At 69.4% G+C, this 17,806-nt stretch carries 15 protein-coding genes; 5 read left to right on the forward strand and 10 right to left on the reverse strand.

Annotated features, from left to right (window positions below; all coding sequences use genetic code 11):
• Positions 1 to 4: 4 nt before the first annotated feature.
• Positions 5 to 1,003 (reverse strand): type I glyceraldehyde-3-phosphate dehydrogenase, encoded by a 999-nt coding sequence (gene gap / locus AB0H78_RS26025; RefSeq protein WP_363237006.1) that lies wholly within the window; start codon positions 1,001 to 1,003, stop codon positions 5 to 7.
• A gap of 104 nt (positions 1,004 to 1,107) precedes the next feature.
• On the reverse strand, positions 1,108 to 2,064 hold the full coding sequence (locus tag AB0H78_RS26030) for a DJ-1/PfpI family protein (protein WP_363237007.1): 957 nt from the start codon (positions 2,062 to 2,064) through the stop codon (positions 1,108 to 1,110).
• 182 nt (positions 2,065 to 2,246) lie between these two features.
• On the opposite strand from AB0H78_RS26030, the gene AB0H78_RS26035 reads away from it, so the two are divergent.
• On the forward strand, positions 2,247 to 3,308 hold the full coding sequence (locus AB0H78_RS26035) for a pentapeptide repeat-containing protein (protein ID WP_363237163.1): 1,062 nt from the start codon (positions 2,247 to 2,249) through the stop codon (positions 3,306 to 3,308).
• Between the two features lie 28 nt (positions 3,309 to 3,336).
• Here the strand turns inward: AB0H78_RS26035 and AB0H78_RS26040 are convergent, their stop codons facing one another.
• Together AB0H78_RS26040 and AB0H78_RS26045 are read right to left on the reverse strand one after the other, a co-directional pair.
• On the reverse strand, positions 3,337 to 3,810 hold the full coding sequence (locus tag AB0H78_RS26040; protein ID WP_363237009.1) for a GNAT family N-acetyltransferase: 474 nt from the start codon (positions 3,808 to 3,810) through the stop codon (positions 3,337 to 3,339).
• 64 nt (positions 3,811 to 3,874) lie between these two features.
• Positions 3,875 to 4,816, reverse strand: a complete 942-nt coding sequence (locus AB0H78_RS26045) for an SDR family oxidoreductase (protein WP_363237010.1) — start codon at positions 4,814 to 4,816, stop codon at positions 3,875 to 3,877.
• 124 nt (positions 4,817 to 4,940) lie between these two features.
• Here AB0H78_RS26045 and AB0H78_RS26050 point away from each other — a divergent pair, with 124 nt between their 5' ends.
• Positions 4,941 to 5,507 carry a TetR family transcriptional regulator gene (locus tag AB0H78_RS26050; RefSeq protein WP_363237011.1) on the forward strand — a complete coding sequence of 189 codons (567 nt, stop codon included), beginning with the start codon at positions 4,941 to 4,943 and terminating at the stop codon, positions 5,505 to 5,507.
• Between the two features lie 61 nt (positions 5,508 to 5,568).
• On the opposite strand, the gene AB0H78_RS26055 is transcribed toward AB0H78_RS26050, so the two are convergent.
• The 3 genes from AB0H78_RS26055 to AB0H78_RS26065 form a co-directional block, all read right to left on the reverse strand.
• Positions 5,569 to 6,288 (reverse strand): heparin lyase I family protein, encoded by a 720-nt coding sequence (locus AB0H78_RS26055; RefSeq protein WP_363237012.1) that lies wholly within the window; start codon positions 6,286 to 6,288, stop codon positions 5,569 to 5,571.
• A gap of 204 nt (positions 6,289 to 6,492) precedes the next feature.
• Complete coding sequence (locus AB0H78_RS26060) at positions 6,493 to 10,218, reverse strand: S8 family serine peptidase (protein WP_363237013.1); 3,726 nt, start codon at positions 10,216 to 10,218, stop codon at positions 6,493 to 6,495.
• A gap of 163 nt (positions 10,219 to 10,381) precedes the next feature.
• Positions 10,382 to 11,044: a DUF4232 domain-containing protein gene (locus AB0H78_RS26065; protein ID WP_363237014.1), complete on the reverse strand. Its 663-nt coding sequence runs from the start codon at positions 11,042 to 11,044 to the stop codon at positions 10,382 to 10,384.
• A 185-nt stretch (positions 11,045 to 11,229) separates the two neighbouring features.
• Between AB0H78_RS26065 and AB0H78_RS26070 the strand changes: the two genes are divergently transcribed.
• The 3 genes from AB0H78_RS26070 to AB0H78_RS26080 all read left to right on the forward strand — a co-directional run bounded on the left by AB0H78_RS26070 (position 11,230) and on the right by AB0H78_RS26080 (position 15,267).
• Positions 11,230 to 11,601 (forward strand): VOC family protein, encoded by a 372-nt coding sequence (locus AB0H78_RS26070; protein WP_363237015.1) that lies wholly within the window; start codon positions 11,230 to 11,232, stop codon positions 11,599 to 11,601.
• A 94-nt stretch (positions 11,602 to 11,695) separates the two neighbouring features.
• Positions 11,696 to 13,285: a hypothetical protein gene (locus AB0H78_RS26075; RefSeq protein ID WP_363237016.1), complete on the forward strand. Its 1,590-nt coding sequence runs from the start codon at positions 11,696 to 11,698 to the stop codon at positions 13,283 to 13,285.
• A gap of 269 nt (positions 13,286 to 13,554) precedes the next feature.
• Complete coding sequence (locus AB0H78_RS26080; RefSeq protein ID WP_363237017.1) at positions 13,555 to 15,267, forward strand: serine/threonine-protein kinase; 1,713 nt, start codon at positions 13,555 to 13,557, stop codon at positions 15,265 to 15,267.
• Positions 15,268 to 15,296: 29 nt separating this feature from the next.
• Here the strand turns inward: AB0H78_RS26080 and AB0H78_RS26085 are convergent, their stop codons facing one another.
• The 3 genes from AB0H78_RS26085 to AB0H78_RS26095 all read right to left on the reverse strand — a co-directional run bounded on the left by AB0H78_RS26085 (position 15,297) and on the right by AB0H78_RS26095 (position 17,804).
• A complete protein-coding gene (locus AB0H78_RS26085; protein WP_363237018.1) occupies positions 15,297 to 16,436 on the reverse strand; it encodes a serine hydrolase domain-containing protein in 1,140 nt (379 codons plus the stop codon).
• Positions 16,437 to 16,558: 122 nt separating this feature from the next.
• Entirely contained in the window at positions 16,559 to 17,215 is a 657-nt protein-coding gene (locus AB0H78_RS26090; RefSeq protein ID WP_363237019.1) for a maleylpyruvate isomerase N-terminal domain-containing protein, read from the reverse strand.
• A 97-nt stretch (positions 17,216 to 17,312) separates the two neighbouring features.
• On the reverse strand, positions 17,313 to 17,804 hold the full coding sequence (locus AB0H78_RS26095; protein ID WP_363237020.1) for a GNAT family N-acetyltransferase: 492 nt from the start codon (positions 17,802 to 17,804) through the stop codon (positions 17,313 to 17,315).
• Positions 17,805 to 17,806 lie beyond the last annotated feature (2 nt).

The following is a 17,806-nucleotide window of genomic DNA, read 5'->3' on the forward strand; positions in this document are numbered from 1 at the left end:
CCGCTCAGCCGGCGGCGAGGAGATCGAGCGTGTCGATCACACGGTTGGAGAAACCCCACTCGTTGTCATACCAGGCGACCACCTTGATGTGGCGGCCGTCGACGCGGGTGAGGGCCGAGTCGAAGATCGCCGAAGCCGGATTGCCTGTGATGTCGGACGACACGAGCGGGTCGTCCGAGTACTCCAGTACGCCGGCGAGCGGTCCCTGAGCCGCGGCGAGGTATGCCGCCAGTACGTCCTCGCGCGTCACGTCACGCGCGACGGTCGTGTTGAGCTCGACGAGGGAGCCCACCGGCACCGGCACCCGGATCGAGTCGCCGGACAGCTTGCCCTCGAGATTCGGCAGCACCAGACCGATCGCCTTGGCCGCGCCTGTCGTGGTCGGCGCGATGTTGAGGGCGGCCGCACGGGCGCGGCGGGCGTCGCGGTGCGGGCCGTCCTGCAGGTTCTGCTCCTGCGTGTAGGCGTGCACCGTCGTCATGAAGCCGTGCTCGATTCCGGCGAGTTCGTCGAGCACCGAGGCCAGCGGGGCCAGCGCGTTCGTCGTGCAGGATGCGTTCGAGACGATCGTGTGCGCGGCCGGGTCGTAGGCGTCGGTGTTGACCCCGTACGCGAGCGTGACATCGGCGCCGTCGGCCGGAGCGCTGATCAGCACCCGCTTCGCGCCCGCTTCGATGTGTGCGCGGGCGGCCGTGGCCGAGGTGAAGCGGCCGGTGGACTCCAGCACGATGTCCACGCCGAGTTCGGCCCACGGCAGTTGGGCCGGCTCGCGCTCGGCGAGCACCGTGATGCGGCGCCCGTCGACGACGAGGGTGTTCCCTTCGACCGTCACCGGGCGGCCGAGGCGGCCCGCCGTCGAATCGTAGGAGAGCAGTCGTGCCAGGGCGGCGGGCTCGGTGAGGTCGTTGACGGCGACGATCTCGAGCTTGCTCTCGCGCTCCAGCAGAGCACGCAGCACATTGCGTCCGATGCGGCCGAATCCGTTGATGGCGATACGAGTCATGAGTGGTGTCCCTTCCGGTTCACCCCCAGGCTCTCGCACGGCTCCGGCCCGTGACAGCGGCGCGATCGCCAGGGTCCGAAAGGATCGCGCCATGTGGTGGCGTACTACTCGCCCTGGGAGAAGGTGCGCCGGTATTCGCTGGGCGTGGTGTCGAGGATGCGCTGGAAGTGCAGGCGCAGATTTGCACCCGTACCGAGACCGACGTCGGCGGCGATCTGCTCGATGCCACGCTGCGAACGCTCCAGCAGTTCGCGGGCCACATCGATACGGGCGCGCATGACCCACTGCATCGGCGTGTATCCCGTGTCCTCGGCGAAGCGCCGCGAGAACGTGCGCGGCGACACCGCGGCATGCCGTGCGAGCACTTCGAGGGTGAGGGGCTCGCCGAGCCGGTGCAGCGCCCACTCCCGGGTGGCGGCGAACCGTGCGCCGAGCGGTTCGGGCACGCTCCTGGGTACGTACTGGGCCTGACCACCGCTGCGGTACGGGGCCGCGACCAGGCGCCGCGCCGCGTGGTTCGCCGCGGACACCCCCAGATCGCCGCGCAGGATGTGCAGGCACAGATCGATGCCGGAGGCGGCGCCTGCCGAGGTCAGGACGCTGCCCTCGTCGACGAACAGAACGTTCTCGTCGACCTGGACGAGCGGTCGCTTCGCCGCGAGCGCACGTGTGTAGTGCCAGTGCGTCGTGGCGCGCTTGCCGTCGAGCAGACCCGTGGCAGCCAGCGCGAAGGCACCCGTCGAGATGGCCGCGAGCCGCGCTCCCCGGTCGTGGGCTGCGATCAGCGCATCGACGACGGCCTGCGGCGGGCCGTCGCGGTCGGGGTGCCGGTAGCCGGGGACGAAGACGATGTCGGCCCACGCCACCGCGTCCAGGCCGTGGGTGACGGCGTACGACAGGCCGTCGCCGCCGGTGACGAGACCGGCCGCCGCACCGCACACCCGCACCTCGTACGGCATGCTCGCGCGGGTGGTGAACACCTGCGCAGGGATGCCGACATCGAGCGGCTTGGCTCCTTCGAGCACGAGGACGGCGACGCGGTGCAAGGGGGAGGCGGACACGGGCAAGAGCGTACGCGGGGCCGTGGGGCACGAAACGTCTTGATCGTCAGTTGGGTGGCGCATAGGCTCCCATGCCCATGGATACGGGGGTGTCGGATCGCGGCCGCGCGCCGCGGCGCGAACGGTCGGTCGGCCATCGCAGGGTCGCAGGCGTGCTGGCAGGGACGGCGGTGCTGGCGGGCATGGGCGCGATGCTCGTCCTCGTGCCGGGCCTCGTGGTCGACCACGATCTTGCCGGGGCGAGCGTCGCCGCACAGGACCGGCTGAAAGCCGTGAACGACGTCCGGACGACCCTTCTGCAGGCCGTGGGCGGCATGGTCGTGCTCTTCGGCGCGTATGCCACCTGGCGCCAACTGCGTGTCAGCCAGGACGGTTTGCGCGCCACCCAGGAGGGATACATCACCGACCGGTTCAGTTCGGCCGTCGACCAGCTCGGCAGTGACAAGCTCGAAACACGCATCGGCGGGCTGCACGCGCTGTGGCGGATCGCGGAACACTCCGCCCGCGACCGCGAGGCCATCATCTCCATCCTGGCCGCCTATCTGCGGACGCACCTGCCGTGGCCGCCCGCAGGACCAGGAGCTCCGCCGGCGGACGCGCCCATCAACGACATCACGCCTCTGGAAGCCCGGATCGCCGACGCGCAGGTGGCGCTGACGGGGCTCGGCGTGTTGCTGGAGCAGCCCCGGGAGCAGGCCTGGGTCAACCTCGGGGTCACGGATCTGCGCAGGGCCGACTGCGACGGGCTGTGGCTGCCCGAGGTCAATCTCGACTGGTCCTGCATGGAGGGCGCGAGCCTGTATCGCGTCAACCTGAGTCAGGCGTCGCTCGTGGAGGTCAATCTGCGGCACGCCGACCTCAAGACGGCGATTCTGCGCCGGGCCCGCTGCGTTCTGGCCGACCTTCGGGGTGCCCGGCTGGTCCAAAGCGATCTGCGCGAGGCGGACTTCACGGATTCCGACCTGCGCGAGGCGAACCTGCGCAAGGCCGATGCGGGCGGTGCTGTCTTCCACCGTGCCGACCTGCGCCTGGCCGACTTGCGCGGCGCCGACCTGAGCACGGCCGACCTTTTCCAGGCGCGCCTGACCGGAGCGATGGCCAGCGGCCACACGCGCTGGCCGGCCGGTTTCGACCATGAGGCCGCCGGCGTCGTCGTCGCCGAGGATCCCGGTCCGGAGCCTCCACCCCTGCTCCAGCCGTCCGGGATCACGACGCGGCACCCGTCCCTGCGGTCGCTTTCGTGAGCGACCACTGCGCAGGGCCGGTGACTTGTCAGCGCCCATCGATGTCGAGCGGCAGGGCCCGGTGAAAGACGGCCATCGCCCGGCCGGGGCCGTTGTAGTCGTCGACAGTCTGCGCGTCGAATCCGAGGCTGCGGTGGAAAGCGATGGAGCCGGTGTTCTGGATCGACGTGATCGCCTTCAGCCGCCGGGCACCCTGACGCTCCGCCGCATCGGCGAACGCCGCGTACAGGCGACGCCCGAGGCCAGTTCCCCGGGCGTCGTCCCGAGTCGCGATGAGGTGTACGTACCCGGTCCCGCCCGGGGTGACGAACCCGAAGACGTACCCACGGATTCCGTCTTCGGCCCGGGCGACGAGGCAGGTGGAGGCGAATTCCTGCACCAGCGCCAGCAGATGCAGCGACCGGAGGTCGCGTTCGCCCCAGTAGCGAGGGTGATCGGTCAGGACCTGGTGGAAGTCGGCCACCTCGGCTGGTGCGATGTCTATGCCCATGAGGTCGATCATGGCAGGACACCTGGACTGATTCCCGTGCCGGTCGTCCCACTGACCGTGGCGTCGGCCCAGAGCCTCAGGCGGACGGTGTGCGGAAGTAGTGCCCCTTGTCGAGATCGGTGATGAGCCCCGGTTGCGTCGGGTGCCATCCCGTCGATGCGCGGGTGTGTGCACTGGAGGCCGGCTGGTCGCGGGAGAGCACCATGGTCAGCCAGCCGAAGTGCTCGTTCGCCTCCTGGGGCGGGACGGAGGCCATCGGCACGTTCAGGTGGCGGCCGATGACGTCGGCGATCTCACGCAGGGACACGCCTTCGTCGGCAACAGCGTGCAGGGTCGATCCGGCGGGGGCCTCCTCCAGGGCGACACGGAACAGGTGTGCGGAGTCCAGGCGGTGGACGGCGGGCCAGCGGTTGGTCCCGTCGCCGTAGTAGCCGGCCACGCCCCGCCGGCGGGCGGTCTGGACGAGGCTCGCGATGAAGCCCTGGTCCCCCTCGCCGTGGTTGGTCCGCGGCAGGCGTACGACGGACGTACGCACCCCGCGGTCGGCGAGCGCGAGCACCCACTCGCCGGTGGCCATCCGGGTCACGGGGCCGGCTGCCTCGGCGGGGACGGCGTCGGCCGGCGGAACCTCGTGTCCGTCGTGCTCTGTTGCCGCCCGTCCGGGCTCGGCGGGTGTGCCCGACGTGTGGACGAACGGCTTGTCGCTGCCCGCCAGCGCTTCTCCGATCGCCTCCACGGCGCGACGGTCCGCATCGGCGGCGGCCTTGAAGTCTCCCTGGGCGAAGGCGAGTTCATGATTGAACGCCAGGTGGATCACGCCGTCAGCGGCGGCTGACGCGTCGCGCAGAGTGTCGAGATCGTCGAGAGATCCGCGGACCACCTCGACCCCGGCGGCGGCGAGCGCCTCGGCGGAGGAGTCCGAACGGGCGAGCCCGATGACCTGATGCCCGGCCCCGATGAGCTCGGGTACGACGGCGGAGCCGATCCAGCCGGATGCCCCGGTGACGAAAACACGCATGTGAAAGCTCTCCTTGATATCCGCTGTCCTTGCCGCAGTGGGGTGCGACGGAAATGGTGATGACAGTGCCTGACATCAAAACTAACACGCGACGTCAGTCGCTGTCATCACGTAGGATCAGGGCATGGGGCGATGGGAACCGAACGCGCGCGGACGTCTGGAGCAGGCGGCGCTCGAGCTGTACAGCGAGCAGGGATTCGAAGAGACGACGGTGAAGGAGATCGCCCAGCGGGCGGGACTCACCGAGCGCACCTTCTTCCGCCACTTCACGGACAAGCGCGAGGTGCTGTTCCCCCACTCGAACCCACTCCAGGAGTTCATCGTCACCGGCCTCGTCGGGGCCCCGGAGAGTGCGGCACCGATCGACGCGATGGCCATGGCTCTCGAGGCCGCCTCGGGCCTGTTCCAGGAGCGTCAGGAAGTCGTTCGCCGGCGCCAGGCGGTTGTCTCCGCCAACCCCGAGCTCCAGGAACGTGAGCTGATCAAGCTCGCTTCACTCGCCTCGGCGGTGACAGACGCACTGCGTGGGCGCGGCGTGGAGGAGCCGGCGGCAAGTCTTGTCGCCGAAGCGGGCATCGCCGTCTTCAAAATCGCGTTCGTACGCTGGATCGGCGAGACGGACCAGGGGGACTTCGCCCGTCTCGTGCGGGACACGTTCGACGAGCTGAAAACCGTGACCGCCGGCGGGTGACCGGCGCGGACCTCGATCGTGTGTCGAGGTCCGCTGGGTCCAGCTGCGTACGGTGCGAGGGTCAGTCGACGTCGGCCCGGGACGTCCCCATCTTGAGGCCCGCCACCCAGTTGATGGATGCGGTGCTGGTGTCGGTGCCGAAATAGGTGCCCCAGCGCGGCTTGTTGCCCAGGTCGTCCCAGGTGCGGGCCCCGGTGCGCGAGGCGAACTGGGTGCCGTCCTTGTACACGGACAGGGTGCCCTGCCCTGCCGAGTCGGTGGTGATGCCCAGCTGCACGGAGTGCCACTCGCCCGCTGTCCAGGGCGTGCTGCCGATGGAGATCCACGTTTCGCCGGCGGCGACGTACCAGACCTTGAGCTGTTCGCCCTCCACCTTCATGAGGACGGGGTAGTTCTGGCTGTTCTGGTCGTTGGTGCCGTTGGACTTCCACTGGAACACGGTCTGCGCATTGCCGGTCTTGGTCATGGAGTCCCAGCCGAACCAGTACGTGTTGTCGTTCTTGAAGGCGTACTCGCCGGCCGAGGTGCTGACGCTGTGCCCCTCGCAACGCGCTGTGCCGATGGGCTTGTTGAACTTGAAGAAGGTGCCGTGTCCGTCGTTCCAGTTCCCCGTCGTCACGCTGCCGGGGCTGTCGCACAGCGTGGTCACGAAGACGCCGGTGCCCTGGGACGCGTCGGCATCCCAGATGACCGATGCCTGGGCGGGGGAGGCGCAGAATGCGACGGCGCAGCCGGCGGCGGCTGCGGCGGTGGTCCATGCGCGCGGGGAGGTGCGGAGCATGTGGTCACCCTTCGGTGTGGGGGAGGAGTGGTGCGGGCTCGATGTCGTTGTACTCACTTCGCCGGACACGATCAATATGCGCGCCAAAATTGATCGATTCGATCGTTACTGCGTGCGGCGTCGGTGCACGGCACAGTGCGGCGCCGCCTCCCGGTTCTACGGGGAGACGGCGCCGCCGTGTCTGTTTCTCTCCTCAGGCTCCGCTCACTTGACGTTCAGCGCGTCGGTGAGCACCTGGGTCACCGCACCGCCCTGGTTGTCACGTACGGATGCACGCAGCGAGACGGTCTGTGCCCCGCGCGGGACCGAGAGGCTGCCCGTCCACGAGGTCCCCTTCTTGGCGAGGTCCACCGGGATCCAGGTCTTCCCCTGGTCGTACGAGACGGCCAGGGCACCGGTGTTGATCGTCCCCGTACCCGAAGCACCCTTGATGTACTGGGCGTTGATGCCGATCGGGAGACGCTTGCCGGCGCGGACCGAGCCGTCGAGCGCGGTGTCCACGTCGAATCCGAGGTTGATCATCGGCAGATACGTGAGGCGGTCGTCCGGCGTCTCGGCCGACCTGACTTCCCAGGCGGAGTGGCCCTTGACGCCCGTGCCCCACACCTTCGGGTCCGTGGTCGTATCGGTCACGATCTTGTAGGTGTGCTCGCTGGGGTCCAGATCCCACAGATTGACGCCGGAACTCGTCTTCTTCCCGGTGCTGACACCGTCGATGAGAACTTCGGTGGTCTGGGTCAGCGACTCGTCGCTCCATACGTCGCCGAAGCCCGTGTGGTCGGGCCCGGAGTCGCCCCAACCCGGCGTGTTGAACGCCAGGCTGTTGCCCGACCGGGTCTGTCCCCAGCCCAGACCGGTGCCCAGCCACGGGTGCAGCACGGGCTTGAACCAGTCGAGCTTCGTGTGCCTGCCGCCCTGATAGGTGACCAGCCCGCCTCGCTCCTCCAGCGTGTACTGAGGCCCGGCGGTCAGCGACTCGTGCCAGGTCTGCCCCGTAGAGGTGCTCACGTAGTCGGTCCGCTTGCCCGGGTACGAGACCCGCTCGGCGAAGCCGAGACCGATCGGGAAGGTGTCGGTGATCGAGTAGCGGAACTCGCCGCCGGGCTGCGGCTTCGGCGCGTAGAACGTCGTGTCGACGATCGCGAGGTCCTTGGCGCGCGGGGCGATGGTCAGGTCCTTCGCCGGGATGGCTCCGGGGTGCCCTGCCGACAGGTCGTACACGTAGGGCGTGTACGGCGTGCCGGTGAGTTCGACCTTCGTGCCCTTCGCGGCGGCCTTCGTGAGCTTGGCGCCGTCCGATGCGTTCACCGTCGCGACGGGGATCTCGCGGGACTCATAGTCGGCAGAGCCGAAGTAGTCCATGAGCCGGCCCGGGGCGTCGTCGGTCACCAGGAGCGCGGCGGCTCCCGCATCGACGGCGTGCTGCGCGAGCTCGGTTCCTTCGAAGGTGCCGTCGGCGTGCACGAGGACGGCCTTGCCCTTGACGTTCTTGCCCTCGTACGAGGACGGAGCGCCGTTGCCCGCGTCGAACAGCCCGGCGCTGAGCTTGCCGTCGAGCGTTCCCGAGCCGCCCTGCAGGGTGGCCTCGTCGATGGCGGTGCTTCCGGCCTCGGCGGCCAGCATCGGCTTCCCGAGACGCCACACCGTGCGGTACTCGAAGCTGCCGGCCGTGGTCTTGTGGGTGGGCGCGGCGAAGATGCTGTCGTACGTCAACGGGACCTGGACGGCGGTGAAGTAGTCCGAACCGTTCGCCGTGCGGTCGGCCTCCATCAGGAGCTGCCGCGTCTCGGAGCGCTTGTCGACCCGGGCGCTGATCTCGCGCAGGGTGCGGCCGTCGAGGGTGATCTCCCGGTCGCGGTCGAGCTTGATCTCGGGGTCGGTGAGGTAGCCGAGGCCCAGCGAGTCCTTGCCGTGGCTTCCGTGGACGTCGAGGAAGGTGCTGACGGCGTAGGAACCGGGCTTGAGGCGCAGTGCGAGCGTTCCGGACTCACCGACCGATGCGGGAACGGTGTCGGCGCCCTGTGCGAGCGACTGCAGGGCGAGCGAGGCGGGGGCCGGAGCGCCGTCACGGTCCTTGACGTGCACCGTGAGGGTGTAGCGCTCCTCCTCCTTGACCAGGCCGAATGCGGTGTGTGCGACGGTCTTCCCGCCGGCTTCCGCGCGGATCTGACCGGAGGTGTTGCCGATGGGGGCCTTCGATCCGTCCCCGGTGACGGTGGTCTGCGCGGAGCCGTGCGCAGGGACGGTGAGCGTGGAGTCGGCGAGCGTCACTACGCCATCGGCGGCTCCGGTCGCGGAGAGATTCAGAGTGATCGGCGCGTCGGAGGAGTTGGTGTACGTGACCGTCCTGGTGACCGGCTGGTGGCCCTCGTACGGCCAGCTGTAGAAGCCGAGATCGGCGCTCCCGGTCGCGGTGACCTTCGCGTCGATCGCGTCGGGCACGCTCACCCGGCCGGAGCCGAGGGTGTACGCGGAGGCGCCCAGCTCCTTGGAGGTCGACATGAGCGCGTCCTTCAGCTCCCGCCAGCCCCAGTCCGGGTGCTGCTGGGCGAGGAGGGCCGCGACGCCCGCGACGTGCGGGGTGGCCATCGATGTACCGCTCATGGTCGTGTACGCGCCATCGCCCGAGACGAGCGAGGAGCGGGCGGCCAGGATGTCCACCCCGGGCGCCGACACATCGGGCTTGAGGGCGTTGTCGCCGAGGCGGGGCCCTGCGCTCGTGAAGTAGGCGGCCTCGTCGGCGGAGTCGACGGCACCCACGGTCAGCGCGTCGTCGGCGGCGCCGGGCGAACCGATGGAGGTGGGGGCACCGACGTTGCCCGCGGCGATGACGAAGAGGGCGCCGGTCTCCTGGGAGAGCGTGTTCACGGCCTGTGCCATCGGGTCGGTGCCGTCGCTCGCCTCCTGCGAACCGAGGCTCATCGAGATGACCTTGGCGTCGATGTCCCGCGACGCCCACTCCATCCCGGCGATGATCTGCGATTCGGAGCCCGAGCCCTCGTTGCTGAGCACCTTGCCCACGGCGAGATCGGCGTCCGGGGCGACACCCTTCTCCTTGCCGTCCGAGGCCGCACCGCTTCCGCCCACGGTGGAAGCGGTGTGCGTGCCGTGGCCGTTGCGGTCGGCGACGTCCTCGCCCTCGATGAAGCTCTTGGAGTCGGAGACCCTGCCCTTGAGGTCGGGGTGATCGGCGTCGATCCCGGTGTCCAGCACCGCCACCTTCACACCCTTGCCGGTGAGCCCCGCCTCCCACGCCTTGGGCGTGCCTATCTGCGCATTGGACTCCGCCATGTCCGCGGTCACCTTGCCGTCCAGCCAGACCTTGGCGATCCCGTCGGCGAACGCGGCCTTCCGCGGCAGCGCCGAGCGGGAGCGTGCGGAGCCGTGCGCGACGGAGGACCAGAACCCGGCGGGCTGCGCGGTACGTACGGCCAGACCGCCCACGCTGGGCAGCGAGCGGACCTTGGCGGTACCGGGCGGGGTGGCGACCGCGCTCCTGGCCTTGCCGCCGTAAGTCACGATGAGCGGTGTGCCGTTGGTGCCCCGCTGGTCGGCCAGCCCTTGCGCGAGGAGCTCGGTGACGTCGAAGAGCCTGGGGTCGAGGACCTTGGCGTCCAGATAGGGCTGCGCCTCGGCCGGCACGACGTTGATGTGCCCGTTGACCACATCGGTGCGCACCACTCCGGTCGCACCCTTGGCCCGGTCGACGGAGACAGTCTTCTTGCCCGATCCGACGGAGGTGACGGTCACCTTGTCACCGGTCACGAGTGTGACGGTCTGCGCGGCGGAGACGGTCGCGGAGCCGGCAGCGGACGTACGGGGGTGCCCGGTGGCGTCGGCGGCGAGGGCGAACGGTCCGCCCGGGAGCAAGGTGAGTGCGAGCCCGGTGGACAGCAGACTGGCTCTTCGCCAAAGGGTTGCTCTGGTCATGGAAGCCCTTTCTTCGTCGGCCGGTCGGGGGTACCGGCGCGCTGTGAAGAGTCTGGGGCGCGTGTGTTGCGAGGGAGCGGGATGGGGCTGGCGGGAAGCCGTCATGTCCGCTTCCCGCCAAGGCGTGCTCAGAGCAGGGCAGTTGAGATCCGGCCGATGCGGGTCAGCCGCCCTGACCGGCGCTCCCCATCGGGCCGACCTTCACCGCGGAGCCCGTGCCGTCCGTGACGGGCAGCGTGCCGGCGCCCGGCCAGTCGAGGGTGACCGTCTTGGTCTCGTTCGGCGGGGTCACCAGAAGTCCCGTGATGCGAACGCCGGAGCCGCCCGACGTGTTGAGCGGGTAGTCGATGCCGAAGTAGATCGACTTCCCGTTCTTCAAGATGGTCGAACCGGCCTCCTGACCGGTGCGCTTGGCGGACACCGACCCCGCGCTGGTCTTCAGGTCGACACCCGCGTACCCGGAAATCGCGCAGTCGCGGCCGCCGCTGTTCTTGAACTCCACCGCGACGGTTCCGTCCGTGTCGCCGGTGATCGTGCTGTCCGCCGCCGTGATCTCCAGCTCGTCGGTACGGCACTTGCCGGTCTTGCCGCTCGTACCGGTGCCGGTCCCGGCGGTCGTGCCCTGCCCGCCGGAGCTCTTCTCGGTGGAGTCCTTGCCGCTGCCCTGATCCGAGCCGTCCGAGCCTGATCCGTCGCTCGCGGAAGACGCGGTGGGTGCGGACGGCGTATCGCTCTGCGCCTTGGCATCGTTGTCGTTCTGGCAGGCCGTGAGCGAGAGGCCCGCGGCGACGGCCAGGGCAGCGAAGGTGAGCTTGTGAACGCGCATCGTGTGTTCCCCAGGATCAGTTGGAATGCCGGTCGCCCGTCAGGAGTCGGTACGGGCGAGCGTTTCTGATCACCAAGAGCCACCCCGCCCGGTGAACCGTTCCGCCCGACCGCCCCCTAATACATTCCTGTTACACACACGGCTCTTCGGCACGGCCCGGTCGGCCATCGGGCACACTGGCGGACGTGCCTGTCGCGCTGCATCACATCGTCATCGACGCCCACGACCTGCCCGCCCTGGCCCGGTTCTGGTCCCGGGTGCTGGGCTGGCGGATCCTTTCCGAGCGGGAGCGGGAGGTCGTGATCGGCCCGGACGAGACCGCGGCGGTGGGGATCTGTTTCATGCCGGTGACGGACCGTAAAGCAGTCAAGAACCGCCTGCACTTCGATCTGACGTCCGCAGCCGAGGACCGGGAGTCCGAGATCGAGCGCATCCTCGCCCTGGGCGCCCGACGGGCGGACGTCGGCCAGAGCGGAGGCGAGTCGTGGACGGTGCTCGCCGACCCGGAGGGGAACGAGTTCTGCGTGGTACGTCCGAAGCAGACGCTCATCAGCTAGGGCAGGAGGCTTCCGGGCGCGCACGGCACAGCCGGCCGCATCCGCCCCTGGCGCCACGGAGCGGTGTCAGTGGCGATGGCTAGGGTCGGGCTTCATGGACGTCTACATGCAGGGCAAGGATGCCCTGGAGGGCTCGCCCGCCAACAGGCTCTACCTGTGGATCGAGTCCCTGCACGAAATCATGGCCAGGTTCCTCGACCAGTTCATGCACGGCGACTGGGAACACCTCTACAGTGCGCGCGAGTTACCGGACCTGGAAGAGCAACTGCTCTCCTTCTGCAAGAGTGACGACGGCAGTGACACGAACGCCCTCTTCGTCGAGTCCGCCGCGGCCTACCTCGGCGAGACGCTGGTCGAGGAGGCGGGCGGACGCTGGGAGTGGGACGCGCGTGCGGGGGTCGGAGGACTGCCGGTGATCTGCCCGGACCCGGTCCTGGGCCTCGACCCGATCGTTCCGCATCTCGTGGTGGGCCAGGCCGTCACGGACGGATCGGGCAGGACATTTGCCACGCTCGCCCGTCTGTTGCGCACAGCGGTCAGGGACCGCCAGGAGGAGCACCGGGAGTGGTGGCCAAAGCGCGTGCCCACGCCGTGGATCTCCTACGGGTGCCTGATGTCGGCACTCCACGAGGCGGACCGCTGGCGGAACAACCGCATGCTCGACTACCTCGACTGGTGGGCCGCGGAAGCCGGAGGCCGCGAGCGCTGGAACTTCACCACGACGTCCCTGGACACGCTGCAGGCACTGTTGCGCAAGACCTTCCCCACGGTCGAGGACTACTACGAAGCCTGTGACGAGCCTTTCTGGGTCATGGCCGCCTGGTACGTGGGGGAGTGCATAGTCCAGAACAAGGATGCCCAGTGGCAGTTCCGCGGCATCAACCCCGATGCGCCCCTCGGCACTTGGCACGCCGAGGACAGCTACTGGACCAATGCTGTCTTCGTCAATCAACGACTCCGCTACGACGGCCACGCCGAACTGCTCCCCGTCATGCTGCACGACGTCGTCGCGGGCCAGAGCCTTCGCGAGGTCGTGGACCGATTTCCGGATCCTCTGCCGTCGGCCGAGTACATCTGGGGAGAACCGGCCTGGCCCACCGCGCTGTGGCCGCTGGCCCGCCCGGAACACCTTCAGACGCCGGCCGTGCCCTCCCTCACAGGTGAGGAGCTGAAGAGGCTGGAGAAGGCGGACGACCTGCAAGGGCCGGACTGGGCGGACAACCACCGCCTGAACTCGTGGCTGGATCAACGCCGGGAAGCCTTCCCCGCATGGGCTGAGGAAGCGGGCGGCGGGACCATCGTGTGGGACTTCTCCCCGGAGTCCCTGGACCGCCTCGAGGGCCTGGTGCGCACGCGGTTCGCCACGTACGAGGAGATGGTGGCCGCGGGAAGCGCCCCGTTCCTGGTCGGCGCCGCCTGGTACTTCGGAGAAGTCCAGGTCAAGCGGTGCGGCGCAGCCTGGAGGTGGTGCCCGAAGCCCGGCGACGAACCCACCGCCCACGACTCGCCGATGGTGGCGAGAGCTCGGCCTGACGCCGAGGACGAAGACCAGGGCGACGAGGACGTGTACGGCGACGACGGCGACGCTTACGACCACGTCTGCGAACCGGCGGGTTGCCTTCGCGCTCTGCTGCTGCGCGAGTCGGAGGCGAACCTGCGGGACGCTCTGGAGCTGTACGGCTGACGATAGGCGGGCTTGCCCAGCAGGGAGACGGGGGAGATGTGACCGACCGCGGCAAGTCCCAGCAGCCAGGCAGGGAGTTGTGCAAGATGTGAAGGTTTCTTTGCCCGAAGCCCCGGGTGGTGCACTTGTTGCAGCAGGGGGCGTGCGGGCTTCGATAAGCTCCGCCATGTAGGCAGTGGTTAAAGGCAACTCGGGGGAAGACCGTGACGGACCATCAGTCGGATGCGGTGCGCGCCGGCAGAGCAGACTCTTCGGCAACGGATCCGGAGGTGTTCCAGCCACTGGCCGACGACGATCCGCGTACCGTCGCCGGATACCTGCTCAGCGCCCGGCTCGGGGCAGGCGGCATGGGCAAGGTGTACCTCTCCTACACGCCCGGCGGCCGACCCGTCGCCATCAAGGTCATCCGCCCCGAGTTCGCCGAGGACCCGGAATTCCGCCGCCGCTTCCAGCAGGAGGTGCGGGCCGCGCAGCGCGTGCAGGGCCTCTACACCGCGCCGGTGATCGACAGCGACACCGACGGCCCTCACCCCTGGCTCGCCACCGCGTACGTACAAGGCCCCTCCCTGCACGCGGCGGTCGCGACACACGGTGCGATGCCGGTGGCGACGGTTCTGCTGCTCGTCGCCGGGATCGCCGAGGCGTTGCAGGTCATCCATCGGGCAGGCATCGTCCACCGCGACCTCAAGCCGTCCAACGTTCTGCTCGCGGTCGACGGTCCGCGCGTCATCGACTTCGGGATCGCCCGGGCGGCCGACAGCACCGCGCTCACCGGCACCGGCGTCAGTGTCGGCACCCCGTCCTTCATGTCGCCCGAGCAGGCGGCCGGGACGAGCTGCACCGAATCGACCGACATCTTCGCGCTCGGCCAGATCGCGGCGTTCGCCGCGACCGGTGCCGCAGCCTTCGGCAACGGACCCTCGCACGCAGTCCTCTACCGGATCGTGCACGAGGAGCCGGACCTGTCCCAACTGCCCGACGAGCTGCGGGAGATCGTCACCGGCTGTCTGAGCAAGGATCCCGCGCAGCGTCCGTCCGCTGCCCGGATCATCGAAATGTGCGGCCAGGCCTCCCAGGACCCGGCGCTGCGCCGCCCGGACGGCTGGCTGCCGTCGTCGTACGCCGCCGACCTCACCCACGCGGCCGCCCCGACCCCGCCGCCGCAGCCCGCGCATCCGCCGACACAGGCGGCTCCCCATACGCCGCCGCCGCTTCATCCGCCCACCCAGCCGGTGGCACCGCAGCCCCTCGGTCCTGCCACCCCGGCGGCACACAACTATGCCCCGACCGCCGGTTATCCGTCCCGCCCGGCCTCCGGACTCCCTGCCCACTACCCCAGCCGCCCCAGCCCCGGCATGCCCGGGACGCTCCCGACCCAGCCGCCCCGCAAGCGCAATCGTGCCGGGCTGGTCGTTGTGGGAGTGGTCGTCGCCGGGTTCATCGGCATCGGCGCGTACGCGGCCGGCCACAAGGACAAGGGCACGGACGAGAACGCCAAGGGCGGCGGGACGAGCGGTGCGCAGCAGTCCGGCGGAGCGGCTACAGGTACGGGCTCCACCGGCAAGGGCAAAGCCCCGGCGGCACCGAAGGGTGTGGTCTACAAGAACATCAGTATCCCCGTCGGTTACTCCGTGAAGTTCTCCGACGACCCGCCACGCCCGGAGGACATCGACGTCTTCTACGAAGGCGACTTCGGCTACGCGGCGGACATGGTCAACGGAGACGCCGTCGCCACCAACCAGAGCAAGAACACGCTGGCGCTGCTGCAGTCCGGCGAACCGGGTACGCTGGCGGGCTGCCGCGCCAACACCCGCTACAGCACGAGCATCCTGCAGGAGAAGCTCGGCAAGGGATCCCGTATCTGCGTGAAAACCGGCGCCGGGCACTTCGGCTTGGTCAACGTGCTCGGCTTCTCGGCGAAGGACTCGCCCAGCCAGTTCGTCAGCGTGGACCTCACCGTGTGGCGCAACGTCACCTCCTGAGCGGGCGCCTGCCCGGTCCGGCCGGGCACTCAGTCCAGGCAGGCGTAGTACGCGGTGCTGTAGGCGACGCCGTTCTCCGAGCCGAGCAGTCCGGGCTGCATCTTGTTCATGACGTACGTGAAGGTGCTCCGCGCATCGAGGTCGTTGAGCACCATGGAGCCGCCCCACCCGCCCCAGTAACAGATCCGGTGGTCGGGCAGGTGCGGCCTGGTGCGTTGGTCGCCGATCCCGAACCCGATGCCGAAGCGGATTGGCGCGCCTATCACCAGGTCCGGCCCGGAGGACTGCTCGTCGAAGACCAGCTCGATGGTGGGCCGGCTGAGGAGTTTGACGCCGCGGGCCATGCCGTCGTGCGAGAGCGCGGACTGGATCCAGGCGAGGGAGCGGGCGTTGCCGTGTCCGTTCGCCCCGCCGATGTCGGCGCCACGCCAGCCGTCGCTCCAGCTCGCCGTCGCGTCCATCGGCGGTCCGCCGAAGGTCTTCACCGTGAGGTGGTCGGGCCCGAGCGCGTCGAAGTCGATCGCTGCCGGCGGCGGCGGGATCACGTTGGAGACGCGGTGGTACTGGCCCGCCGGGATGCCGATGGTGAAGTCCGCGCCGAGCGGTCCGGCGATCTCCTCGGCGACGAACTCCCGAGGTGCCTTGCCGGTGATCCGGCGGATGACCTCGCCGACCAGGTGCCCGAAGTTCAGCGCGTGGTAGCCGGAGGCCGTGCCGGGCTCCCACCAGGGTGCCTGCGCGGCGAACCGTGCCGTCGCGCCCTCCCAGTCGTACAGGTCCTCCATGGCCGCCGGCTGATCCAGGCCGGAGACACCGGAGGTGTGCGAGAGGAGATGGCGCACCTCGATGTCCTGCTTGCCCGCGGCCGCGAACTCGGGCCAGTAGGTCGCCACCTTCTCGTACACGTCGAGCTGCCCGCGGTCGACCAGCATCAGTGCGGCGAGCGCGACCACCGTCTTCGTCGAGGACCAGACGTTGGTGACGGTGTCCTCGGCCCACTCGGTCGTACGTGTCTCGTCCGTCCAGCCGCCCCACACGTCGAGGACCATCTCGCCTTCGTGTACCGCGGCGAGTGACGCACCGACCTCCTCACCCGCGTCGATGCGACGGCTGAACTCGTCTATCAGGGGTTGGAATCGGGGGTGATAGGTGCCGTGTATTCGGGTCATGGTGGGTCCTCCGCCGATGCCGATGTGATCAAGAGTGAAGAGGCCGCCACAGGCTAGGCCACCGCGAGGCCCGTAACAATCCCCCTGCCGTCCCGTTGAACGTCATACGGACCGTCGGTGCGTCAGCCGAGGACGAGCGGCAGTTTCGAGGCCAGTGCTCCGAGCGCGCGGCTCTCAGCGGTGCTCGCCTGTCGACGGCCCGTGCCGACCAGGAGTACGTCTGTGTCGGTGAACGACGCGGGGAAGGCGGCGCCGGCGAGCTGTTCCAGCGTCGCGCGGGAGAAGGCCAGCCCCTCCGCGGGCGGTGCCGCAGCGCTCGGCAGGTGCGCGATCAGGTCGAGGTGGTGCAGCGTCCACTCCAGTACGTACGCAGAGAGGTAATCGCCCACGGTCAGGACCTCACCGCGCGTGCTCACCCAGGTGTCAGGGACGGCGAGTTCGGCGGCACGCCCGGCGGCGGAGCCGACGTCGTCGAGGTGGAAGGTGAGCAGGTGCGGTTCCTGGTACGCGGCGGCGAGCCGGACGGTCAGCGCGTCGAGCGGGTCATCGCCGGTCGGCGGTCTGTCCTGGATGGTCCAGTACGTCACCGCGTCGACGGTGGGCGCGGTCGCGGCCGGGGTGACGAGGGTGATCAGGACGTCCTGTGCGTCGATGACCAGGTGGCACACAAGGTCCCGTACGAGCCAGCCCGTGCACCCCGAGGGCTGCTCGAAGTCCTTGTCGGGAAGCTCGGCGATCACCGTGCGCAAGGCGGTCCATGAGCGTGAGAAGAGATCCACCGCGCCACGCTAGTGCGGCGCCGGGCGCCGTACAAGGACCGGACGCCGGGCTCGAGGAGGTCCGTCGACGGCGGGCATCACGGTGTGGCGTACCGGCTCAGCCGAGAGCTTTGGCGAACCAGTGGTCCGCCTTGCCGTGACCGTCGTACGGCTCGGTCTCCTCGTAGCCGTGCTTCGCGTACAGGCCCCGGGCTTCGGTGAGTTGGGTGTTGGTCTCACAGACAACACGCGTGGCGCCGAGTGCCCGGGCGGCCTCCTCGGCGGCGAGCAGCAGCCCGCGGCCCAGACCCGCTCCCCGCCCTGCGGGACGTACGAACATGCGCTTGAGCTCCGCCGTGTCGGCGACGCCCGCCATCAGGCGCACCCCGGCGCAGCCGAGGAACTCGCCGTCTTCACCGCGCGCGACGAGGAACGCTCCACCAGGCGGACCGAGATCGTCATGCGGGTCCTTCGCGAGCACGGCACGCATCTCGGCCTCGGTCGCTGCCCGACCCAGCACCCGGAGTCCCATCTCGGTCAAGTACTGCCGTACCGCGTCCTCGACACCGGCGCCGCTGACGGGTTCCGCCTCAATTGTCCACGTTGACATGC

The sequence above is a fragment of the Streptomyces sp. NPDC050738 genome (assembly GCF_040654175.1).
Lineage (GTDB): Bacteria > Actinomycetota > Actinomycetes > Streptomycetales > Streptomycetaceae > Streptomyces.